Here is a 23,524-nt window from a genome sequence, read left to right as displayed (position 1 = left end):
GTTTCCCGAATGACCGTAGCTGCTGAAGGTCGCAAGTTGCTCCGCGTTGAACAGCGCAACATGGCTGTTCCGCTGGAGAAGAAGCCTCACTGGATTAAGACCAAGGCAAAGGTTGGCCCCAACTACAAGGAGATGATTGATCTCTCCACCGGCTCGGGCCTGCACACCGTGTGTGAAGAGGCCGGTTGCCCCAACATTTATGAGTGCTGGGAAGACCGCGAGGCAACCTACCTCATCGGTGGTTCAGAGTGTACCCGCCGCTGCGACTTCTGCGCTATCGACACCGGTAAGCCGGTGGCCCTCGATAAGACCGAGCCCATTAAGGTTGCTCTGAACGTCAAGAAGATGGGCCTGCGCTACACCACTGTTACCGGCGTTGCCCGCGATGATCTTCCCGACGGCGGCGCCTGGCTCTACGCCGAGACCATCCGCCAGATTCACAAGGTCTCCCCCGGCACCGGTGTAGAAATTCTGATTCCCGACTTCAAGGGCAAGGAAGAAGACCTACAGCAGGTAATCGACGCCAAGCCCGAGGTTTTCGCCCACAACCTTGAGACCGTTCCGCGCATCTTCAAGAAGATTCGCCCCGCCTTCCGCTACGAGCGCTCCCTCGAGGTAATCCAGCAGGGCAAGGAAAACGGCATGATTACCAAGTCCAACCTGATTCTGGGCATGGGCGAGACCGATGATGAAATCTACGAGGCCCTCTGCGACCTGCACGATTACGGTTGCGATACCATTACCCTGACCCAGTACCTGCGCCCCGGCCCCCTCTTCCATCCCATTGACCGCTGGGTCAAGCCACAGGAATTTATCAAGTATTCCGAGATGGCCGAAGAGATTGGCTTTGCCGGCGTGATGGCCGGGCCCATGGTGCGCTCCTCCTACCGCGCCGGTCGCCTGTGGGCGCGCGCTATGAAGCACAACGGCTACCCCATTCCCGAAGAGCTGGCTCATATCGACGACGACGGCGCTGCACTTCAGGAAGCCTCCTCCCTGGTAGCGGCTGGCTTCTAAGATAGAGAGACGGGCAAACGATTTAGTATCGAGCCTTCTCTCATATAAGATGAAGTCAAAATGTCCGGCTAGCGGGCAATCCCTCAACTCGTTCTGTAAAGGAAACCCACGTGGCTTCTACACGCTCTGACAAGCAAGCAGCCAAAGCTCAACAGCGGGCTGAAAAAGAGAAACGGAAGAAGGCTAAAGGTCCGGGTACGTTTGCCCAGATGAAGCAGGTCTTCGAGATGACCAAGAAGTCAGACCCCAACATTGTCTGGTATATGCTTCTTGGTGCTCTGGTGACCATGCTGGTCTTCATCCTCATTGGTGTGCTCACCGGTAACTGGATTACCTGGACCATCATCGGTATTCCCTTTGCTGTTCTGGTGGCGATTCTGATTCTCTCCCGCCGCGCTGAACGAGCTGCCTTTGGCCAGATTGAGGGTCAGCCCGGTGCGGCCGGTGCCGCTATGAGTTCTCTGCGCCGCGGCTGGATTGTTGAGCAGCAGCCCGTTCAGATGAATGCCCGCTCCCAGGCCATGGTCTTCCGCGCGCTGGGCCGCCCCGGCGTCGTCCTGGTGACCGAAGGCCCCCGTAACTCGGTGGGTGCCCTGATTAGCCAGGAGAAGAAGCGCCTAAAGCGTGTTGTGCCTTCTGTTCCGGTACACGTGATTAACTCCGGCAACGATGAGGGCCAGACCCCGCTGAAGCAGATTACCAAGGAGATGAACAAGCTTCCTAAGTCCCTGACTCAGCAGGAAGTCCACCAGGTGAACAACCGAATTTCCACTCTCGGAAACAACATGCTGGGCGTACCCAAGGGCATTGATCCCACCCGCATGCGCCCCGACCGCAAGGCAATGCGCGGCCGCTAAAGCTGAAACATAAAAGTCCCCCGCTGGCTCAGCCGACGGGGGACTTTTTGTATATTCCCGCTTGATTATTGGGTTCTAGGACTAATCTGTGGCCCGCCCCGGGCACGTCACCCAAGATAACGGCAGTAAAGCCTAGCTTCTAACAGTCTGTGTGCAGATTCAAAAAGGGACAAGCACACCGAGTCGCCGAAGCGGCGACTCAACGAGACAGAGTCATCTACACGGGCTACCGTAATCACCGAGTGGCCATTTTTAGACCGTTTTTCTCTGATTTTCGGTACAAAAATGGCCACTCGGGGAAGCTCTAGGGAGAAGGTACAAGCTTATTCTTGCCGGGGACCCCAAGGTACACGTGAAGTCCCCAGGTACAAGACAATACTTGTACCTGGGGACTTCACGTGTACCTTGGGTCGATTAGCGGACCACGCTTGTACCTTAGAAAATATGCCAGCGCTCACGTGTACCGAGAGTCTGTTTCAGTGCAAAATTCAGGAATGCCCCATGTTTCCCATATCGCAGGTGTTGGAATTTTAGGCGGTAGAAGGTTGAGACTAGCTTCTGGTACTAACCTGTGAGGCCGGTTGCCTTGCGTTCTTGCGGGGGCGGGGTGTTGGGAACACAGATTTGTCCTATAACCCTGTATGTTCCTAACGGATTCTCACCAGCAGGGTGTGGCGGGCCCTATCGTGGAGCCCCCTCTGATCTGAATCCATGATAATCACCGGCAGAACCAGCATCACCAGAGTGGCTCGCACCAGCCCCGAAATCCAGCCCGCCGGAGCGCCGTCCATACGCTGAACCTGCAACCCCAGAAGCAGGTGCCCCAGGGTATGGCCCATAAATCCTACGCAGACCGTCTGATACAGCCAGAAAAGCACCAGCACAGCGGTGTTTTCAGCAATCGATGAACCACCTAAGCCCACCAGCGCCATCAGACCGTAACAGAGAAACCAGTCAATAATAAAGGCGAGAATTCTTCTTCCGCCGCGGGCAATCGACCCCGGCCCACTCTCGGGCCTACCCAGGTGCTGCCCCGGGTACTGCTGGTTGCTGGGCGCGCCCTCTAACCACGAACCTAAATCTTCACGCTCAATCACAGACACAAGACTACCCGGCAGCCACGGCAGCACGAAAAAACCGCCCTACAATGTGCCCCGGGTCATAAATTCTCGTTACAGAGCCGAAACATACGTGATACCAGCCAGCAAACAAGCGAGAATAGTCTTGGAACCAAGACAGGGAACCATCCCTTACCAACCAGGTCGAAACAAACTCGATTACAAGGAGATCAACCGACCATGTTTACCAGCGCACAGGAAGTCCTGGACTTCATTAAAGAAGAAGAAATCGTCTTCGTAGATATTCGCTTTGTTGATATGCCCGGCGTTCAGCAGCACTTCAACCTGCCCGCCAAGGCAGTCGATGATGACTTCTTCGTTAACGGCCAGCTCTTTGACGGTTCCTCGATCCGTGGCTTCCAGGGCATTGCTGAATCTGACATGCAGCTGATTCCCGACGTTGAATCGGCCTACCTTGATCCCTTCCGTGTGGAAAAGACCCTGGTTATTATCTGCTCCATCGTCAACCCCCGCACCGGCGAGCCCTACCACCGCGACCCCCGCGGCGTTGCCGAGCGTGCCGAAGAATACCTGAAGTCCACCGGTATTGCAGATACCGCCTTCTTCGCTTCTGAGGCTGAATTCTTCGTCTTTGAGGATGTGCGCTACCAGGTAACCCCCCAGTCAACCTTCTATTCCGTTGACTCCGACGAGGCTCCCTGGAACTCCGGCCGTAAGGAAGAAGGCGGCAACCTGGGTAACAAGACCCTGACCAAGGGCGGTTACTTCCCCGTCTCCCCCGTTGATAAGCAGGCAGATTTGCGCGATGCCATGGTGGTTGCCATGGATTCGGTGGGCCTTGAGGTAGAGCGCTCCCACCACGAGGTGGGCGCCCCCGGCCAGGCAGAGATTAACTACAAGTTTGACACCCTGACCAAGGCTGCCGATGACCTGCTCAAGTTCAAGTACGTTATCAAGAACACCGCAGATGCCTGGGGTAAGTCAGTCACCTTCATGCCCAAGCCCGTCTTCGGCGACAACGGTTCGGGTATGCACTGCCACCAGTCCCTGTGGCAGGGTGGCGAGCCCCTCTTCTATGACGAGCGCGGCTACGCTAACCTCTCTGACACCGCCCGCTGGTACATCGGTGGTCTGATTGAGCACTCCTCCTCTGTGCTGGCTTTCACCAACCCCACCGTCAACTCCTACAAGCGCCTGGTTCCCGGCTACGAGGCACCGGTGAACATGGTTTACTCGCAGGGTAACCGCTCGGCCGGTATCCGTATTCCGATTACCGGTACCAACCCCAAGGCAAAGCGCCTGGAGTTCCGTGCGCCGGATCCCTCCTGCAACCCCTACTTCGCCTTTGCTGCCCAGCTGATGGCTGGCCTGGACGGTATTCGCAATCGCATCGAGCCCCCTGCCCCCATCGACAAGGACCTCTACGAGCTGCCTGCCGAAGAAGCAGCCGACATCAAGAAGGCTCCCGCCAACCTTGAAGAGGCCCTGGCAGCTCTGGAAGAAGATCACGACTTCCTGCTCGCCGGCGACGTCTTCACCGAAGACCTGATCCAGGCATGGATTGCCTACAAGCGCGAGAACGAGCTGGAACCGCTGACCCTGGTACCCCACCCCCTGGAATTCCAGATGTACTACGGTGTCTAAGCCCTAGCGAGCTTTAGCCCTTTTCAAGGACGCCGCCCCTAGTGGCGGCGTCCTTCTTTTAAGACTTTCCCTCATCTGCCCCAAGGGGTGTGAGTGACTAAACGCCCAGCTGCTATCGCCTGAAAGGATAGATGGGGGTAGCGTGGAGAGTAAGTTTTGTTCCTTCTAACCAGGAGAATCCCGTGGCCTACACCCCCACCAAACTCAACGGCGAAACTATCTACCGCAACGAAGTTTTTCAGACCGGCCTGATGTCTCAGCTCATCGATGGTATCTATGACGGCGAGATGACCATCGGCGAGCTCCTGGGCCACGGCAACTTTGGCGTGGGCACCTTCAACGGGCTGGACGGCGAGATGATTGTGCTGGACGGCAACTGCTACCAGATGCGTCACGACGGCTCAATCAGTCAGGTGTCTCTGGACCAGAAGACCCCCTTCGCCGTCATCATGAACTTTGTGCCCACCATCCGCAAGGGTTTGCCCAACAAGATCCTGCGCAAGTCAGCTTCGCAGGTGCTGGACGATTTCACCGTCTCCAAGAACTACATGTACGCCATCAAGATTGTGGGTGACTTCGATTGGATTCGTACCCGCACCGTGCAGAAGCAGACCAAGCCCTACCCCAAGATGGTAGACGCCACCGCCAACGACGAGATTGTGCAGTTCGATAATGTGCGCGGAACCATCGTGGGCTTCCGTACCCCCATCTATGAGCAGGGTATTGGCGTTCCCGGCTGCCACGCCCACTTTATTGACGACGAGCACGAGAAGGGCGGCCACGTGATCGACTTCAAGCTCGATAACGCCTACGTTGAAATCTGCATTGGCACCGACCTCAACCTGCATCTGCCGCTGACCAGCGAGTTCTCGGCTGCCGACCTTTCCCCCGAAGACCTGGCTGAACAGATCTCCAAGGCTGAGCTGCACGGTTAAAATTTTTGCCGCTGTAGCGGTAGCTCTCTATTTAAGCGCCAGCAGGTCTGTGTCGAAGAAGAGGCGCTCGTAAACGGCGCGGGCCTGGCGGGTAATACGCAGGTAGTCTTCCTCAAGCTGCCGGGCCTGGCCGGGTGCATAGCCGCACCAGCGGGCAATCGCCTCAAGGTCTGACCGGGTAGAGGTCAGCACATCGGTTGCCCGCCCGGTGCGCAGCACGTTACAGCCGCGAATCTTAGTCGCCAGCTTCCACGCCCTCGCCAAAACCGCGACGTCCTCAGCGCTGAAGAGCCCGGCTGACTCGGCGGCGTCCAGGGCCTCCAAAGTACCTGTGACCTGCAGGGAGGGTACCTTGGCGGCCTGGCAGAGCTGTAGTAGCTGAACAATCCACTCGATGTCAGAGAGACCCCCTCGGCCCAGCTTGAGCTGCCGGGTGCGGTCGGCGCCGCGGGGCATTCGCTCGTTTTCTACGCGAGCCTTCATGCGGCGAATCTCAATAATCTGAGCCTGGCTGAACTGAGAGGGATAGCGGTAGCGGTTGATGAGGTCGACAAAGGCTGCGGAGACCTCGTAGGAACCAGCAAGGGGGCGGGCACGCAGCAGGGCCTGGAATTCCCAGGTATCTGCCCAGCGCTCATAGTATTCACGGTAGGAGTCCAGCGAGCGCACCATAGGCCCGGACTTGCCTTCGGGGCGCAGGTCGGCATCGATTTCCAGCACCTTTTCGGCGCGGATGGCCGGTGTGCAGGGCTGTTTGAGTAGCTGCACCATGCGGTGAATGAGCTCGGTGGCCTCGGCAACGGCGGCGCGCTCGTCGGCACCGGAGCGGGGCTGGTGCACGTAGATGAGGTCCGCGTCGGAACCGTAGCCAATTTCAGCACCGCCCTGGCGGCCCATAGCGATAATGGCGATGTCGGTGAGCGGCTCGCTACCCTGCTCGTAGCGTTCCCGCTGGGCAATCTGTAGGGCACCCTCAATCACGGTCTGGTCGATGGTGGCCAGTCCGGTGGTGACTTCTTCGATAGTCAGCAGGTTCGAGGCCTCCCCCATAGCGATTCGCAGATTTTCCCGCCGCCGAATCATGCGCAGGTTCCGAATGGCGGAGTCAGTTTCGGGGTGGCGGGTCAGCTGGTTGCGAATCAGGGTGTTGAGATCCTCGAAGGTGCGCGGGCGCAGTTCCTCGTCCCGATCAAGCCAGGAAATCGACTCGGGGGCATCCTCAAGAATGTCGGTAATAAAGCGGGATGAGGAAAGAATCTGGCAGAGACGTTCGGCAGCTGCCGGGGAGTCCCGCAGCATCCGCAGGTACCAGGGCGTGGTGCCCAGCGACTCAGAAATCCGGCGGAAGCCCAACAGACCGGCGTCCGGATCAACCCCCTGGGCAAACCAGCCCAGAAGCACCGGCATCAGGTGGCGCTGAATCTCGGCAGAGCGCTGAATACCCTTGGTAAGTGCTTCAATATGGCGCATAGCTCCGCGGGGATCCTTATAGCCCAGAGCAGCCAGGCGGTCGCGGGCTGCCTCTTCGGAAAGCGCCAACTCGTCTTTGGAAAGGTGAGCCACAGCCGCCAGCAGGGGGCGGAAGAAGATGCGCTCGTGCAGGGACTTCACATTGCGCTTAATCTTGTTCCATGCTTTCAGCAGGCTGTCTACGGTCAGCGTGCCGATGCGCTCCATGGAGACCAGTGAGCGCGCCAGTACCCGCTGGTCTGCCTCTTTCTCGGGCATCAGGTGAGTGCGGCGCATGTAGTGCAGTTGAATGCGGTGTTCGAGCAGGCGCAGGTACTTGTAGTCGTCTTGGAACTGGGCGGCGTCTGCTCTGCCGATAAAGCTGGCGTTGGCCAGGGCTTCCAGCGAATCTGTGGTGGTCTGGGTACGCACCGTTTCGTCGGTGCGCCCGTGCACCAGCTGTAACAGCTGAACGGTAAATTCAACATCGCGTAGGCCACCGGGGCCCAGCTTAATCTGCCGGTCAATTTCTTTCTTAGGGATATTGTCGGTCACCCGGGCACGCATGGCCTGCACCGACTCCACAAACCCCTCGGAGGCCGACGACTCCCAGACAAAACCGTTCATGGTTTTCATCCAGCGGTAGCCCAGCTGCGGATTACCGGCGATGGGGCGGGCCTTCAGCAGGGCCTGGAACTCCCAGTTTTCAGCCCAGCGCCGGTAGTAGGTCTTGAAGGAATCAACGGTGCGCACCAGAGCGCCGTCCTTGCCCTCGGGGCGCAGGTTGGCGTCTACCTCCCAGAGCATGGGCTCTGGCGCAGGGCCCATAATTGCTTTGGCCAGTTCCTGCACCAGCTCGGTGCCAATGGTAGAGGCAGTGTTCTCGTCGATAGCCTCTACCCCCTCGGGCAGATCGCTAACGGGCTTGCGGTCAATCGCGTAGACCACATCAACATCGGAGATATAGTTGAGCTCTCTCGCCCCGCACTTGCCCATGCCGATGACCGCCAGCTCAACCTGGGCGACGTCCTGCGGGCTACGCTGCCGACCCACCTCAGCGCGGGCAACCGCCAGCGCACCCTCAATCACCGCAGCCGCCAAATCCGCCAGCTTGCGGCCCACGGTGGGCATAAACTCGTGGGGAGCGTGGGAGAGCAGGTCGCGGATAGCCAGCTCCGCCTGGTGGCGCCGGTAGGCGGTGCGCAGGGCAACGTAGGCCTCTTTGCCGCTGACAGCGGCTACCGGGTCGGACGACGCCGGGTCGGCTCCGACTGCCTCCAGCAGGCTGGTGCGGTAGAGAGTATCCAGGGGTGCGAAGGGGGTCAGGTGGTCCCGGTCAATCTCAGGGATCAGCGAGCGCGGAAATTCGTCCTCGAGCGGGGAGAAAAAATCCAGGTCGAACAGGTCTACCTGCTCGGGGTGGCGAATGAAGAAATCGCCAAAGGCCTCGGAGGCTCCCAGCAGGCGGAAGAGGGCGGGCTGCTTCTCCCCCTGATTGACCTTGCCCACCATATCGGGGCGCTTCTCTAACAGACGCACCAGGGCGGGCAGGGCCATATCGGGTGAGGGGCTCAGGCGTAGACCCGCAAAAAGAGCCTGCCGGTCTACCGGCTCAAGCTCCCGGGCGGTCAGCCAGCGGGAGGCTTTTTGAGCGTCGTAGAAACCGATGCTGACCATGTCAGACAAAAGCTTCTTCTGCGCGCGCTTTTCCGCTTCGACGTCCTTATTTTGCGTCTGGCCCTCGGCCATGAATGCACCCCTTCATCTTGGCCCGATAAGAAAGGGTGAGCCAAGGCGTGCTCGGCTCACCCTCTATAACAGTATTTTAGAGAATTCCCAGATTGTTTTTCAGCTCGTAGGGGGTCACCTCGGCCCGGTAGGCTGACCAGTCTTTGCGCTTGTTGCGCAGTAGCTGCTCAAAAACCTGCTCGCCGAGAATCTCTGCCATGAACTCGGAATCTTCCGTCTTATTAATGGCGTCCCAGAGCGAGGAGGGCAGGGAGTGGTAGCCCATAGCCCGGCGCTCGGAGGAGCTCATAGCCTGTAGGTCTTCGGTAACTGCCGGGGAGAGCTCGTATTCATTTTCAATGCCCTTGAGGCCTGCCCCCAGCACCACCGCGTAGGAGAGGTAGGGGTTGGTGGCCGAGTCGATACCGCGGTATTCGATGCGGGCCGACTGCATCTTGTTGGGCTTATAGAGGGGAACCCGCACCAGGGCCGAGCGGTTGTTGTGGCCCCAGGAGACGTAGGACGGCGCTTCGTCCCCGCCCCACAGGCGCTTGTAGGAGTTCACGAACTGGTTGGTGACCAGGGTGAACTCGGGGGCGTGCTTGAGCACACCGGCAATGAAGTGGCGGGCGGTGCGGGAGAGCTGGAATTCTGCCCCCGCCTCGAAAAAGGCGTTGGTATCGCCCTCAAAGAGGGAGAAGTGGGTGTGCATGCCGGAGCCGGGCTGATCTGAGAAGGGCTTAGGCATGAAGGTGCCATAGATTCCCTGAGCCAGCGCCACCTCTTTGATGACGGTGCGGAAAGTCATGATGTTATCGGCGGTTTGCAGCGCATCGGCATGGCGCAGGTCGATCTCGTTCTGGCCGGGGCCTGCCTCGTGGTGGGAGAACTCCACCGAGATACCCACCTCTTCGAGCATGGTCACCGCCCGACGGCGGAAATCCTGCACAATGCCGCCGGGAGTGTGGTCAAAGTAAGACTCCGAATCCACCGGCTCGGGTATGCCGTTAGCACCCAGCTCCTTGGATTTGAGCAGGTAGAACTCAATCTCGGGTGAGGTGTAGCAGGTGAAGCCCATGTTGGCGGCCTTCTCCAGGGTGCGCTTGAGAACGCCGCGGGTATCTGCCGCGCTGGGCTCGCCGTCGGGGGTCAGAATATCGCAGAACATTCGGGAGGTCGGTTCCTCCTGGCCCCGCCAGGGCAGAATCTGAAAGGTCGAGGGGTCGGGTTGCAACAGCATATCCGACTCGTAGACCCGAGAGAGCCCCTCAATCGAAGACCCATCAAAGCCCAGGCCTTCCTCAAACGCAGCCTCGACCTCGGCAGGTGCTAGCGCCACTGACTTGAGGGTTCCCACCACATCGGTAAACCACATACGCACAAATCGAACGTCGCGCTCCTCGATGGTGCGCAAAACAAACTCTTGCTGACGATCCATGACGCTCCTTCGCCTCATTCCACTGATAAAACTGCTCACTTATAACTTTATAAGTGACAGGTCTTCCCCACCGAGCTCAACCGCTCTTTTTGAGACAGCTCTCTGTAACACGCGTGTAAATTCTTTCTCTCTTCTGCTGGAGAGTCAGGTCACGGTAGTATTTTGTCCATGATTTTGCCCCAGGAAAATTCAGCTCTAGCCGCCGAAGAAGCGGCTCCTTATTCGTCTACCCCTGAGCCTGCTTCTGCGCAGACCACACCCGCAGAGGTCGCTTCTTGTCTCGATAGCGTGAAGAAAATTCGCACTGTACATCTTGCCCAGGCTAAAGAACGCGGTGAGAAGTTTTCCATGCTCACCTGCTACGACTACCTCACCGCCCAAATCTTCGATGAGGCCGGTATAGAGGTTCTGCTCATTGGCGACTCGGCGGGCAACAATGTGCTGGGGCATGAGTCCACGCTGTCTATTACCGTTGACCAGCTGATTCCTCTGGTTGCCGCGGTGGCAGCCGGTAGCCGCCGCGCGCTCGTCCTCGCTGATCTTCCTTTCGGCTCCTACCAGGCCTCCCCCTCCCAGGCGGTGGAGACCGCCACCCGCTTTATGAAGGAAGGCGGGGCCCACGCCGTCAAAATGGAGGCCTCCGCCTACTACGCCGAGCACGTTCGCGCGGTGGTCAAGGCGGGAATTCCCGTGATGGCGCACATCGGTTTTACCCCGCAGTCCGAGCACGCACTGGGCGGTTTTAGGGTGCAGGGGCGCGGAGATTCCGCCGCCAAGATTAAGGACGATGCCGCCGCGCTGGTCGAGGCCGGCGCCTTCAGCCTGCTGCTGGAGATGACCACCTCGTCGGTAGCCGCCGAAATCGAGGCAGAGTTCGATGTTCCCACCGTGGGAATTGGTGCCGGTGGCGCAACCACGGGCCAGGTGCTGGTCTGGCAGGATGCCTTTGGACTGCGGAAGGGCAAGAAGCCCCGCTTCGTCAAAGAATACGCAGACCTTCACACCGTTCTGTTCGAAGGTGCCCGCGCCTACCGCTCAGAGGTGCTCTCGGGGGTTTACCCCGCCGCCGAGCACACCTTCGAAAGCTGACTCAACTTTAGCTATTCCAGCCGTCGTTATCCCACTCTTCATTGCGCTTAGCGGCGGTCTTCATGGCGTTCTCAGCCTCTTCACGGGTGGCAAAAGGGCCCCACAGCTGCGAAGAACGGGACTGCTGCCCCTCCTCCACCTCGCCGGTGGTGAGGTTGTACCAGAACTGGGGATCGTGGGGGCCGGGGGTGTATTCAGAAAGACTCATAGTGTACTCCTTGGTGCCTGCGGCTCAATTCAACCGCTATTCCTAACTGTGGCAAAATATTCAGCAGCTGACAAGCCTTTGAGCGGAGCTCTCATCCGGTTTACCTACTACCATGGAAACCATGGCAAATAGCAAGACTTCTCATAACCTTCCCGCAGAACCCGGCAAAGCTCCCGTGGGCAACCTGACCCCCGGCGTCGTCGCACCCATGCGCCCGGTGCCCGCCCACATTGACCGCCCCGAGTACGTAGGCCGGGCGGAGGCTAACGAGGGCAACGACTCCAACATGTACACCCCCGAAGAGATTGAGCTGGTGCGGGAATCCGGCACCATTGCAGCCAACGCTATAGCCGAAGCCCGCAAGATTGCGGTACCCGGAACCACCACCAATGAGATCGACGTGCTCATTCACGAGTACATCTGCGACCACAACGCCTACCCCTCCACCGTCGACTACCGCGGCTACACCAAGGCGGTATGCACCTCGCTCAACGAGGTGATCTGCCACGGAATTCCCGACTCCACGGTGCTAGAGGACGGCGATATTCTCAACCTGGACGTCACCGCCTACAAGAACAAGGTGCACGGCGACACCAACGCCACCCTACTGGTAGGCGACGTCGATGAAGAATCCCGCCTGCTGGTCGAGCGCACCGAAGAGTCCCTGAACCGCGCCATCAAGGCCGTGAAGCCCGGCCGCGAAATCAACGTGATCGGCCGTGTGATTGAGAAGTATGCCGCCCGCTTCGGCTACGGCGTGGTGCGCGACTTCACCGGCCACGGCGTAGGCCGCGAATTCCACTCCGGCCTGATTGTGCCCCACTATGACGCCGCCCCCGCCTACAACACCGTGATGGAAGTGGGCATGATCTTCACCATCGAACCCATGCTGACCCTGGGCGACATCGCCTGGGATATGTGGGACGACGACTGGACAGTCGTAACCCGCGACCGCAAGCGCTCCGCTCAGTTCGAACACACCCTGGTGGTGACCGAAGACGGCGCTGACATTCTGACCCTGCCCTCCCTCTAACCCTCTTCCTCTAGGAGAAGACCCGTGACCGAAACTATCGTGGAAAAAGTAGAAGCTCAGGTAGAAGTCACCAAGCCTGAACCCAAAGACCTCGCTATCGGCATTGACATTGGCGGCACCGGTATGAAGGGCGGAGTCGTAGACACCCGCACCGGCAACCTGGTCTCCGAGCGCTTCCGCATTCCCACCCCCTCCCCGGCAACCCCCGAAGCCTGCGCTGAGGTAGTGGTTCAGATTGTTGAGGAGCTACAGTCCCGCGAACTAGCGCCTTCCCCCGATTCTGCCATTGGCATTGACTTTCCCGCCATCGTCAAAAACGGCATTACTCTCTCCGCCGCCAACGTCGATGAGTCCTGGATTGGCGCAGACCTTGAGGGCATTATGTCTGAGGCCCTGGGCGGCCGGAAGGTCTATGCCCTCAATGACGCCGACGCCGCCGGTCTGGCCGAGGCGCACTACGGCCAGGGCCGCGACCGCGACGGCCTAATCGCCGTCATCACCCTGGGCACCGGTATTGGCTCAGCCCTGATTATCAACGGCCAGCTGGTACCCAACACCGAACTGGGCCACCTCGAAATCGACGGCCACGACGCCGAGACGAAGGCCTCAGCCCGCGCCCGCGAACGCGATGAACTCTCCTGGAAGAAGTACGGCAAGCGCCTGCGCCGCTACTTCACCCACGTGGAGATGCTCTTCTCCCCCGACCTCTTCGTGATTGGCGGCGGCATCTCCAAGAACCCCGACAAGTTCCTGCCCTACTTTGAAGAGGACGTGCGCACCCCCATCGTCATGGCCCAGCTGCGGAACAACGCCGGCATTGTGGGCGCTGCGCTGTGGGCAGCGGGTTGGGATCACGCGGAGTAGTTGGATTCTCCCGCTCTGCGGGTAGCGCCTGGCTCAACCTCCCTTAAACGCACGCTTCGCGATTCCGCTCACTCTTGTGCGCTCGCACGCTCGCGCCCGTTTCGCTCCATCCCGATGTCAGTCAGCTGCTCACGACTCGCTTTCGCTCGCTTAGCGGAAAGTCGCGACTAAACGCCAGCGGGGATTCCGCTTCACTCAACTGGCATCGGGGCTGGCGTTTAAGGGAGGTTGAGTGAAGCGGAATCCCCGCTCAGTTTTAACTTTAGATTAGCGTAGGCTGGTTCGGGTCTACCTCGCCCGCACCCCCACTGCTCTTCTGGAACTGCCGCAAATCCTCAATTGCCTTCTCAAAGTCCTCCAGTCCGCTAAAGGCCTGATAGACGCTAGCAAAACGCAGGTAGGCAACGGCATCCAAGCGAGAAAGCGGCTCCAAAATGGTCAGCCCCACCTCGTGGGCGTCGATCTCCGCCAGGCCGCGGGCGCGAATCGTCTCTTCAACCTCCTGGGCGAGCTTCGCCAGGTCGTCCTGGGTCACCGGGCGGCCCTGGCATGCCTTGCGCACACCGGAGATAATTTTCTGCCGGTTAAAGGGTTCGGTCACCCCGGAACGCTTAATCACCGCAACCGAGGTGGTCTCCACGGTCGAAAAGCGCTTACCGCACTCGGTGCACTGGCGCCGGCGCCTAATCGCAGCGCCGTCATCAGTGGTGCGTGAATCTACCACGCGGGAATCCGGGTGCCGGCAGTAGGGACAAATCATAGATTAGCCTTTGAAGTCTTGGGTACGGGCGGTAATGGCCTCACCGTGCGCCGGCAGATCTTCGTTGTGGGCCACAGCAATAATGGACTCGCCAATCTCCGCCAGGGCAGCATCGGTGTACTCAATCAACTGTACCGCTTTCATAAAGGCAGTGGTATTCAGGCCCGATGCGAAGGATGCCGACCCTGCTGTGGGCAGCACGTGGTTAGACCCCGCCGCGTAGTCGCCCAGGGGCACCGGCGAGTAGGGGCCAATAAAAATCGCACCGGCATTGCGGATTTTAGAGGCAACCTCTGCGGCGTTGGCAGTGTGGATTTCGAGATGTTCAGCTGCGTAAGCATCGGCAACGGCTATCGACTGCTCAAGATTATCGGTGAAAATCACGCCGGACTGGGGGCCCTCAAGGGCGGTTTTCACACGCTCGGCGTGCTTGGTGGCAGCGGCACGCACCCTGATTGCCTCGGCGACCTTTTCAGCGGTCTCAGCACTGTGGGTAATCAGAATCGAGCCGGCGTTGGGGTCGTGTTCTGCCTGAGAAATCAGATCGGCTGCCACGTAGTCGGGGTTGGCGGTTTCATCGGCAATCACCGCAATTTCGGTGGTGCCCGCTTCGCCGTCGATACCCACAACGCCCTGCAGCGCCCGCTTAGCCAGGGCAACAAAGATATTGCCGGGGCCGGTGATCGTGTCTACGGACTCGAGAACTTCACCGGCGTCGTCCACGCCGTAGGCCATAGCCGCCAGCGCCTGGGCGCCGCCGACAGCCCACACCTCTTCCACGCCGAGCAGGTGGGCAGCGGCCAAAATGGTGGGGTGGGGCAGGCCCCCGAACTCCTCCTGCGGCGGAGTACAAAGAACAATCGAATCAACACCGGCTGCCTGGGCAGGCACGATGTTCATAATGACGGACGACGGGTAGACGGCCAGGCCGCCGGGAACGTAGACACCGGCGCGGCGCACGGGGGTCCAGCGGAAGGTCAGCTTGGCACCGGGGGCAACCTCAAGCTCGCGGTCGTCGGGGCGCTGGGCCTGAGCGAAAGCACGGGTTCGCTCGATAGCAACTTCCAGGCCCTCCTTAACCTGAGGGTCCAGGGTTTCAACAGCCTTGCTCAGCTCTTCAGCGGGAACGCGCAGGGCTCCCTGCTCAACGCCGTCAAACTTGGCGGAGAGCTCGCGCAGATAATCCGCGCCCTCGGCCCTCACCCGAGCAATAATTTCATCCACGGTTTTGGCAGCGTTGCCCACATAGTCGTTGGACTGGCGGGGCACAACGTTACGGAGCTCCCCGTAACTCAGATGCTGGCCGCGCAAATCGAGGGTGCGCATAACCGGAGGTTGAAGGGCGGAGGTATTCTGCTCGGTGTTAGTCATAGATTTAGTCTACTCGGCAGCTTTGGCAGGCGGAATCTATGAAGTGGAGACTCCCAAATATTGAGCGGCTCTGTCTTTGTCAAACCTGGCTGTATAGAATGAAACTCAAGACGGTACGATAAACTGATTATGTGGCTGAGACAACGAATGCTCCTTTGTCAGCGGGTGTTGTAATCTCTAGAAGGTGCTTATCAATCGGGAATTTACGCAATACGCCAATTGCAATCCTTCGAGGCAACGCTGGGCAGTTGTATCGCCTCGAATTCCTAAAGAAGCCCATCCACACGGGTGAAGCGACCAGTAAATAGCTTGAAACTAAACAGTGAGTTTCAAGCGGCGATGTCGAAAGGAAGAGCGTGTCATGAGCACACCAGATAATATTCGGGAACTCTTGAACAAAAGGGCGGAAGAAACATCAAAAGACATGATTGCCTGGAGGCATCATCTCCACAGGCATCCTGAGCTATCCAACCGTGAGATTAAAACCTCGGCCTTTATTGCAAATCGCCTACGGGAGATGGGCCTCGATGAGGTAAAGACCGGTATTGCCGGTCACGGCGTGCTCGGTGTGTTGCGTGGCGGTCTTGCAGGTTCGGGTGTTGCGTTGTTGCGTGCTGACATCGATGCACTGCCTGTTGTAGACGAGTCGGGTGTGGACTTTGCATCAACCGTAGTCGATCAAGACTACCCGGGCGGCCCCTTCCCTGTATCACACGCCTGTGGGCATGACTGCCACACAGCCATGTTGCTCGGGGCTATGAGGATTCTTGCTGAACAGCGTGGCTCACTACCTGGAACAGTGCTGGCGGTCTTCCAACCCGCTGAAGAAGGTGCCCCCTACCCAGAAGCTGGTGGAGCCAAGGCTTTTATCGATACGGGTGTGTTAGATGAGTTCTCACCTACAGCGGCCTTTGGTATGCATGTTCAACCCTATCCCAAAGGCATGGTCTCTCTCATGTCAGGTGTACAGTTTGGCGCATCGTCAATGATCCGCATTGTTATAACAGGCGAGCAGGTTCACGGCTCAACACCGTGGATGGGAACTGACCCGATGCCAGCGGTCGGTGCGATTCTAACCAGTATCGGTCAGGTGTACCGATCCACCGATGCGTTCAGCCCGAAGACTGTGTCCATCGGCCATATTGAAGATGTTGGCCGGTTCAACGTAATCGGCCAATCAGTCACCCTGTGGGGAACAATACGCACACTAAGTGATCAAGTAATGGAGGAGGTTCAAGGTAAAGTCCGCGATCTCGTTCACGGTATTGCACAAGCATTTGGATGCTCGGCTGAAGTGGAATACGCTCAGCCAGTTCCTGCGGTCAGCAACACCGAGGAATGGGTTACTAAGCTCCGACCTTCCTTGGCAGAGGTTGTTGGCGAAGACAATATTTTTGTGCCCGACCCAACGTTGGGCTATGACGACGTATCAGAGTTTATCGTCAGGTTCGGTGGTTTATACGTCGGTCTGGGTGTTCAAGACACCGAGTTTGGAGATGGCCAGGTGCAAGCTGTAGAGGGCGGGCGTGGAGTGGTGCCAAACCACCACCCAGCTTTCTACGCCGACGATAAAACCTTGATTACAGGCGTTAAGCTCCATGCCCACGTGGCATACAACCATCTGCTGTCCCAGAGACGACCAGCCGAGCACTAAGAGCGAGTTCTGCACACGGGGTTTAGGCGAACTTTAGGGTGTTTTTGGTGGCTGGGGTACCTTGTGAGTAATCCTTAGCAAAGGAGGGTCGGTGGCACCAGCGGTGCCACCGACCCTCCTTGTGGTTCTGGGAGCTAGATTCTAGCGGTTGTTCTTCTTGTTCAGGAGCAGGTAGTCCAGGGAGAACTTGCCTGCACCGGTGAAGAAGAGAACTACGCCGGGGACGAAGTAGTAGAGGGCGGGTTCGAAGCTCAGGCCGCCGCTTTCACCAATCAGACCACCCATGGGGATGTTCACAGCCAGGATGATGAAGGCGAACATGCAAGCCAGCCACAGGGCAGACCAGCGAGTGAAGAGGCCCAGGGTCAGTGCGATACCGAGCAACAGCTGGCCGGTGACAACCAGCACGCCGAAGAAGAGGGGTGTCCACTCGCCCACCGGGGCGGTACCGAGGAACTTGACGAAACCCTCGAAGCCGTGCAACTTGCTCCAGCCGTGGAGGAAGATTGCCAGGGTGCCCAGGCGCAAAACCAGCAGACCGACGTTGCGGAAATTCTCACCGTTCATGTAGTCCATGGTCACAATACGCTTCCAAGTGCTAGGACGACCCTCAGCTGGGCGGGCGTGTGCTTCGCTCACAGGTGACTGGACGACGGGCATGCTGCTTGTGTCTGCGTATGCAAGGGTGGACATTGCGGAATCTCCTCTATCAGTCTGAATGCTCGTTTTACTGTATCGAGTCATTCAAAAGTTTTCTTTTGAACCAACACATTTAGGATATGTAAAACCCCAGAATTTGGCGAATATAAAGGTCATTTTCACACCATCAAAAAGGTCAAAAAGCACTAAAGTATGTCCCCATAAAAGGGCTTGTCAGAGCAGGAATCGAGCCGGTTAAACATAAGGTCAGACCAACCCCATTTTTAGCCGGTTGTAAGCAGATTAACTTTTTGTGAAGTTATAAATTTTTCTACCCTATGCGCGGCATCATAAAAAGCTTAAAGCCAGCCCGAGAGCACCTAGCCTATAGGGAGGTTGGCTAGGCACTCTCGGGGTGGCTAAACCGCCTTTTTAAACGTCCAAGCAGGCCGGGCCCAGCAGCACCTTAAGGTCGCCGTAGAGGGCCGGGTTTGGTTGTACGCGAAGGTCAGCGCCCAGGCGAATGAGCAGCTTCTTGGTGCGGGTGTTCATAGAAATCCGCACCTCAGATTCGCCCCGGTGGTTCCGCAAAATGGTGCGCAACTCCCCCAGGGTCTGTTCGGTAGCCTTGAACTCGGGAATGGCGATAGTCACCGGCCCCGCCGCGCCGTCCACCGAAATATCGGGCACGTTGAGTTCCTGAGCAGAGATAGTCACCGAACCGTCATCCCGCCGCTGCAGGCGGCCCTTAATCGTGCAAATCAGGTCTTCCGAGAGCACCGGAGCAATCGGCTCGTAGGCCCGACCAAAGAACATGACCTCAATAGAGCCGGTACGGTCTTCCAGCTCCACCCGCGCGTAGGGATTGCCCGAGGCCTTCGCCACCCGCCGCGAGACAGAGGTGATCATGCCCGCCACCGTCACAATAGCGCCGTCCGGCTTGTGGGAGTCGTCAGAAATCAGGGACTGCACGGAGGAATCCGAGAGGGCATCCAGCTGCTCCTCGATACCGCGCAAAGGGTGGTCAGAGACGTAGAGGCCCAGCATTTCGCGCTCAAAGTTGAGCTTGTCTTGCTTATCCCATTCGGGAACATCGGGAATAGCCACCATGAGGTCGGTCGAGGGGTCTTCCTCATCCATGCCCAACCCGCCAAAGAGGTCAAACTGGCCGGCGGCCTCCTGACGCTTGACAGCGACCGTGGCATCCACGGCCTCTTCGTGGATCATCGACAGGGCTCGGCGCACGTGACCGAGGTCGTCAAAAGCACCCGCCTTCACCAGGGAGTCAATGGTTCGCTTGTTGCAGACCACCGCCGGAACCTTCTTCAAGAAGTCATTGAAGTTCTCGAAGCGGCCCTTCTCGTTACGTGCCTGCACCATGGCGGTGACCACGTTGGAACCCACGTTGCGGATAGCACCCATACCAAAACGGATGTCATCGCCCACAGGGGTAAAGTTCAGCTCCGACTCGTTGACGTCGGGCGGCAGCACCGTAATCTTCATGTGGCGGCACTCATTGAGGTAGAGCGCCAGCTTGTCTTTATCGTCGCCCACCGAGGTCAGCAGAGCCGCCATGTACTCGGCCGGGTAGTGGGCCTTCAGGTAGGCGGTCCAGTAGGAAACCAACCCGTAGGCTGCGGTGTGCGCCTTGTTAAAGGCGTAGTCGGAGAAGGGTAGCAGAATATCCCAGAGAGCCTTAACCGCCTCTTCCGAATAGCCGTTATCCAACATACCCTGGTGGAAGGTAGCGTACTGCTTATCCAGCTCCGCCTTCTTCTTCTTACCCATCGCGCGGCGCAGAATGTCTGCCTCGCCCAGAGAGTAGCCCGCCACCTTCTGAGCAATCGCCATCACCTGCTCCTGGTAAACGATTAGGCCGTAGGTAGTATCAAGGATCTCTGCCAGCGGTTCTTCCAGCTCAGGGTGAATCGGGGTGACTTCCTGCTGACCGTTCTTACGCAGGGCGTAGTTGATGTGCGAGTTAGCACCCATGGGGCCGGGGCGGTAGAGCGCCAAAACCGCAGAAATGTGCTCAAAGTGGTTGGGCTGCATCATCTTCAGCAGCTGGCGCATGGGGCCGCCGTCGAGCTGGAAAACGCCCAGGGTATCGCCGCGCGCCAGGAGCTTATACGACTCGGCGTCATCAATTTCCAGGGTCTCAAGATCCAGCTCAAAATCGCGGTTGAGCTTAATGTTCTCCAGCGCATCGGAGATGATGGTCAGGTTGCGCAGACCCAGGAAGTCCATCTTAATCAGACCCAGCCCCTCACAGGTGGGGTAATCAAACTGGGTAATCACCTGACCGTCCTGCTCACGGCGCATGATCGGAATCACGTCAATCAGGTTGCGGGATGACATGATCACACCGGCCGCGTGCACACCCCACTGGCGCTTCAGGCCCTCGATACCCTTGGCGGTCTCGAAAACCTTAGAGGCATCGGCGTCAGACTCAATCAGGTCGCGGAGGTCCTGGGCATCCTTATAGCGCTTGTCCTCCTCGTTATAGACATTGGCCAGGGCAATGTTCTTACCCATGATGTCTTCGGGCATGGCCTTGGTCAGGCGCTCGCCGGTTGAGAAGGGGTAGCCCAGCACACGGGAGGAGTCCTTCAGCGCCTGCTTGGCCTTAATGGTTCCGTAGGTAACGATCATCGCTACCTTGTCTTCGCCGTACTTCTCGGTCACATAGTGAATCACCTCAGAACGACGGCGATCGTCAAAGTCCACGTCGAAGTCGGGCATGGAGACGCGGTCGGGGTTGAGGAAGCGCTCGAAGATGAGGTCGTGTTCCAGCGGGTTGAGGTCGGTAATACGCATGGCGTAGGCCACCATGGAACCCGCACCGGAGCCACGGCCGGGGCCCACACGAATGCCCTGGCCCTTAGCCCAGTTGATAAAGTCTGCCACCACCAGGAAGTAGCCGGGAAAGCCCATCTGGGTGATGATGCCGACCTCGTACTCTGCTTGCTTGCGCACCTTATCGGGCACGCCGTTGGGGAAGCGGTAGTGCAGGCCGCGCTCCACTTCTTTAACGAACCAGGATTCCTCGTTTTCGCCCTCCGGCGTGGGGAAATCCGGCATATAGTTGGCGTTCATATTGAACTCAACGTTGCAACGCTCTGCAATCTCAAGAGTGTTGTCACAGGCCTCGGGATAGTCACGGAAGAGGTGACGCATCTCCTCGGGGGACTTCAGGTAAAAGTCCTCAGCATCGAACTTGAAGCGCTTGGGATCCTGCATGGTCGAGCCCGACTGCACGCAGAGCAGAGCCGCGTGCGCCTTGTGGTCTTCGTAGCGGGTGTAGTGCAGGTCGTTGGTGGCCACCAGCGGCAGGTTCAGTTCCTTGCGCAGGCGGTGCAAGTCTTCCATCACGTTCTTTTCAATCTGAAGACCGTGATCCATAATCTCGCAGTAGTAATTGTCTTTACCGAAGATATCGCGGTAGTCAGAGGCAGCCTGAACTGCCTCCTGATACTGGCCCAGGCGCAGGCGGGTCTGGATCTCGCCCGAGGGGCAGCCGGTGGTAGCAATCAGGCCTTTGGAGTAGGTCTGCAAAAGCTCGCGGTCCATACGCGGCTTATAGAAGTGGCCCTCGAGAGAGGCCAGGGACGACGCTCGGAAGAGGTTGTGCATGCCCTCTGTGGTCTCTGCCCACATGGTCATGTGGGTGTAGGCACCACCACCGGACACGTCGTCACGGCCGGCATTCTCGCCCCAGCGCACGCGGGTGCGGTCTTGGCGGGCGGTGCCGGGGGTAATGTAGGCTTCCACACCGATAATCGGCTTGATATCGTACTGGCGAGCCTTGTTCCAGAAATCGAAGGCACCGAAGAGGAAACCGTGGTCGGTGGTAGCCACCGAGCTCATGCCCAGTTCTTTAGCGTGCTCAAACAGGTCGGTAATACGCGCCGCGCCGTCCAACATGGAATACTCGGTGTGCACGTGCAGATGGGCAAAGTCTTTCTTAGAACTCACTATTTTCTCTTCTCGTTCACAATCCTTGATACCGACCCTCTGAGCCATTCGCCCCGGCCCGGGCAACGGCTAGAAATGACCGTCGCGCAGGGACTCTAGGGCAAAGTCCAAGTCTTGCGGGTAATCGCTTTCAAACTCCACATAAGCCCCGGTCACCGGGTGGTCAAAGCCGAGTTTATGGGCGTGTAGCCACTGGCGGGTTAGCCCCAGATTAGCACTCATGGCAGGGTCAGCACCGTAGGTTAAATCACCCGCGCAGGGGTGGTTCAGCGCTGAGAAATGCACACGAATCTGGTGGGTGCGGCCGGTCTCTAGGTGAACCTCAACCAGGGCCGCCGGGCCAAAGGCCTCAAGCACCTCGTAGTGGGTTACCGACTCCCTACCACCGTCAACCACCGCAAAACGCCACTCGTGGCCCGGGTGCCTGCCAATCGGGGCGTCGATGGTGCCCTTGAGCGGATCGGGAATCCCCTGCACCAGGGTGTGGTAGACCTTCTCCACGGTGCGCTCCTTGAAGGCCCGCTTCAAAACGGTGTAGGCCTGCTCGTTCTTGGCCACCACCATCAGCCCCGAGGTGCCAACATCCAGGCGATGAACGATTCCCTGCCGCTCAGCAGCACCAGAGGTAGAAACCCTCACTCCGGCCCCCATCAGGGCACCCACCACAGTGGGGCCGTGCCAGCCCGGCGACGGATGGGCGGCAACCCCCGCCGGCTTATCGACCACCACCAGATCGTCGTCCTCAAAAACCACCCTAAAACCGTCAACCACCTGCGGCTTAACATCGGTTATATCGCGCGGGGCAGGAGCATCAACTACCACCCGGTCAGTCGCGGTCAGTTTGGTGGACTTCGCTGCCTTCAGCGATTGCCCCGTGGCGTTAAAGAGACTCACGTAACCCTCTTTAATCCAGGACGTCGCTTGGGTGCGGGGGATCTGTAAGAATTCGGCAACCGCGGCGTCCAGTCGCAGCCCGGCCAGGGCATCGGCCCTAAAATCAGCGTGTACGCGCTCGCTCATGCGGCGGTCTCCTTTTTAGCGTGTTTAGCCTGTTTTTTCTCGTGGTTTTCCCTAGTACCGTCGAGGTTAATCCCCAGAAAGACCAGCAGTACCAACGCAGCCATGGAGACACAGATACAGGAATCGGCGATATTGAAAATGGCAAAACGCCCAATAGAAATGTAATCGACCACGTGGCCCACACCAAAGCCGGGAGCGCGGAAGAGACGGTCCGTCAAATTCCCCAGAATACCTCCGGTGAGCAGGCTAAGAACCAGCACCCAGTACAGGGAGGTAGCCCGAAGAAGATAAAAAATGCTGACGCAGACAGCCACCGCCATCACCAGGGTAAAGACCCAGGTATGCTCTTCACCGATAGAGAAGGCGGCGCCGGGGTTGAGGATGTAATGCCACCACATCACACCGTCAATCACGGTAATACGCTCCCCCAGCTGCATGTGGGTTTCCACGATTCTTTTCACCCACTGGTCTGCCCCAAAGGCAAGACCCAGCACCAGCACTGCGAGCACAGCTTTTGCGCCACCGCTCAACACGGGGGTTCGTGGCCTCTCTTGTGGCTTGGGCTGGTCAGGCTCACCACGGTCTAGCTCGTGTGCTTTTGGTTCAGACACCACAAAATCTCCTTGACTCTCACGCGGTTGGCCCGGGGCGACCCCCACCATCATACCGGTCTGGTCTGGGAGGCCCAAGAAACAGGAAAGCGGTGAATGTATCTTCTCAGATACATTCACCGCCAAGCACCGGGCAGCAGGCTAGTAATCAGC

The 23,524-nt window shown here is 58.5% G+C and carries 18 protein-coding genes; 8 read left to right on the top strand and 10 right to left on the bottom strand.

From position 1 onward, the window contains the following. Positions 1 to 9 precede the first annotated feature (9 nt). Positions 10 to 1,017, top strand: coding sequence for a lipoyl synthase (gene lipA / locus IEV00_RS00430; protein ID WP_188358383.1), 1,008 nt, complete (start codon positions 10 to 12; stop codon positions 1,015 to 1,017). Positions 1,018 to 1,127: 110 nt separating this feature from the next. Then, positions 1,128 to 1,874 (top strand): DUF4191 domain-containing protein, encoded by a 747-nt coding sequence (locus tag IEV00_RS00425; RefSeq protein WP_188358382.1) that lies wholly within the window; start codon positions 1,128 to 1,130, stop codon positions 1,872 to 1,874. 647 nt (positions 1,875 to 2,521) lie between these two features. On the opposite strand, the gene IEV00_RS00420 is transcribed toward IEV00_RS00425, so the two are convergent. Continuing rightward, entirely contained in the window at positions 2,522 to 2,977 is a 456-nt protein-coding gene (locus IEV00_RS00420) for an RDD family protein (RefSeq protein WP_308936395.1), read from the bottom strand. Between the two features lie 195 nt (positions 2,978 to 3,172). Between IEV00_RS00420 and glnA (IEV00_RS00415) the strand changes: the two genes are divergently transcribed. Both glnA (IEV00_RS00415) and budA read left to right on the top strand, forming a co-directional pair. Further along, a complete protein-coding gene (gene glnA / locus IEV00_RS00415; RefSeq protein ID WP_188358381.1) occupies positions 3,173 to 4,597 on the top strand; it encodes a type I glutamate--ammonia ligase in 1,425 nt (474 codons plus the stop codon). A gap of 131 nt (positions 4,598 to 4,728) precedes the next feature. Further along, on the top strand, positions 4,729 to 5,532 hold the full coding sequence (gene budA / locus IEV00_RS00410) for an acetolactate decarboxylase (protein WP_229722983.1): 804 nt from the start codon (positions 4,729 to 4,731) through the stop codon (positions 5,530 to 5,532). A gap of 27 nt (positions 5,533 to 5,559) precedes the next feature. Here budA and IEV00_RS00405 read toward each other — a convergent pair whose 3' ends face one another. After that, the gene (locus IEV00_RS00405) at positions 5,560 to 8,730 is read right to left on the bottom strand and encodes a bifunctional [glutamine synthetase] adenylyltransferase/[glutamine synthetase]-adenylyl-L-tyrosine phosphorylase (protein ID WP_188358380.1); all 3,171 of its coding nucleotides are present in this window, start codon (positions 8,728 to 8,730) and stop codon (positions 5,560 to 5,562) included. 76 nt (positions 8,731 to 8,806) lie between these two features. Further along, entirely contained in the window at positions 8,807 to 10,147 is a 1,341-nt protein-coding gene (glnA, locus tag IEV00_RS00400; protein ID WP_188358379.1) for a type I glutamate--ammonia ligase, read from the bottom strand. 168 nt (positions 10,148 to 10,315) lie between these two features. On the opposite strand from glnA (IEV00_RS00400), the gene panB reads away from it, so the two are divergent. Beyond that, positions 10,316 to 11,236, top strand: a complete 921-nt coding sequence (gene panB, locus IEV00_RS00395) for a 3-methyl-2-oxobutanoate hydroxymethyltransferase (protein ID WP_188358378.1) — start codon at positions 10,316 to 10,318, stop codon at positions 11,234 to 11,236. 7 nt (positions 11,237 to 11,243) lie between these two features. Here the strand turns inward: panB and IEV00_RS00390 are convergent, their stop codons facing one another. Further along, positions 11,244 to 11,444: an SPOR domain-containing protein gene (locus IEV00_RS00390; RefSeq protein WP_188358377.1), complete on the bottom strand. Its 201-nt coding sequence runs from the start codon at positions 11,442 to 11,444 to the stop codon at positions 11,244 to 11,246. Positions 11,445 to 11,565: 121 nt separating this feature from the next. Between IEV00_RS00390 and map the strand changes: the two genes are divergently transcribed. Beyond that, on the top strand, positions 11,566 to 12,477 hold the full coding sequence (gene map / locus IEV00_RS00385; RefSeq protein ID WP_188358376.1) for a type I methionyl aminopeptidase: 912 nt from the start codon (positions 11,566 to 11,568) through the stop codon (positions 12,475 to 12,477). A gap of 39 nt (positions 12,478 to 12,516) precedes the next feature. Continuing rightward, entirely contained in the window at positions 12,517 to 13,341 is an 825-nt protein-coding gene (gene ppgK, locus IEV00_RS00380; RefSeq protein ID WP_308936399.1) for a polyphosphate--glucose phosphotransferase, read from the top strand. Positions 13,342 to 13,603: 262 nt separating this feature from the next. On the opposite strand, the gene nrdR is transcribed toward ppgK, so the two are convergent. After that, the gene (nrdR, locus tag IEV00_RS00375; protein WP_188358375.1) at positions 13,604 to 14,101 is read right to left on the bottom strand and encodes a transcriptional regulator NrdR; all 498 of its coding nucleotides are present in this window, start codon (positions 14,099 to 14,101) and stop codon (positions 13,604 to 13,606) included. A gap of 3 nt (positions 14,102 to 14,104) precedes the next feature. Next, complete coding sequence (gene hisD, locus IEV00_RS00370; RefSeq protein ID WP_188358374.1) at positions 14,105 to 15,472, bottom strand: histidinol dehydrogenase; 1,368 nt, start codon at positions 15,470 to 15,472, stop codon at positions 14,105 to 14,107. 361 nt (positions 15,473 to 15,833) lie between these two features. On the opposite strand from hisD, the gene IEV00_RS00365 reads away from it, so the two are divergent. Further along, positions 15,834 to 17,126, top strand: coding sequence for a M20 metallopeptidase family protein (locus tag IEV00_RS00365; protein WP_188358373.1), 1,293 nt, complete (start codon positions 15,834 to 15,836; stop codon positions 17,124 to 17,126). A gap of 141 nt (positions 17,127 to 17,267) precedes the next feature. Here IEV00_RS00365 and IEV00_RS00360 read toward each other — a convergent pair whose 3' ends face one another. The 4 genes from IEV00_RS00360 to lspA form a co-directional block, all read right to left on the bottom strand. Continuing rightward, positions 17,268 to 17,819 carry a DoxX family protein gene (locus IEV00_RS00360; protein ID WP_188358372.1) on the bottom strand — a complete coding sequence of 184 codons (552 nt, stop codon included), beginning with the start codon at positions 17,817 to 17,819 and terminating at the stop codon, positions 17,268 to 17,270. A 378-nt stretch (positions 17,820 to 18,197) separates the two neighbouring features. Then, the gene (dnaE, locus tag IEV00_RS00355; protein ID WP_229723092.1) at positions 18,198 to 21,689 is read right to left on the bottom strand and encodes a DNA polymerase III subunit alpha; all 3,492 of its coding nucleotides are present in this window, start codon (positions 21,687 to 21,689) and stop codon (positions 18,198 to 18,200) included. Between the two features lie 120 nt (positions 21,690 to 21,809). Next, positions 21,810 to 22,760 (bottom strand): RluA family pseudouridine synthase, encoded by a 951-nt coding sequence (locus IEV00_RS00350; RefSeq protein WP_188358370.1) that lies wholly within the window; start codon positions 22,758 to 22,760, stop codon positions 21,810 to 21,812. Next, positions 22,757 to 23,371 carry a signal peptidase II gene (lspA, locus tag IEV00_RS00345; RefSeq protein ID WP_229722982.1) on the bottom strand — a complete coding sequence of 205 codons (615 nt, stop codon included), beginning with the start codon at positions 23,369 to 23,371 and terminating at the stop codon, positions 22,757 to 22,759. Before lspA ends, IEV00_RS00350 begins: the two co-directional genes overlap by 4 nt. Positions 23,372 to 23,524 lie beyond the last annotated feature (153 nt).

This window comes from Rothia aerolata, from assembly GCF_014635585.1.
GTDB classification, from domain to species: domain Bacteria; phylum Actinomycetota; class Actinomycetes; order Actinomycetales; family Micrococcaceae; genus Rothia; species Rothia aerolata.
The sequence above is the reverse complement of the archived record's forward strand: the minus strand, read 5'-3'. Positions and strand labels throughout refer to the sequence as shown.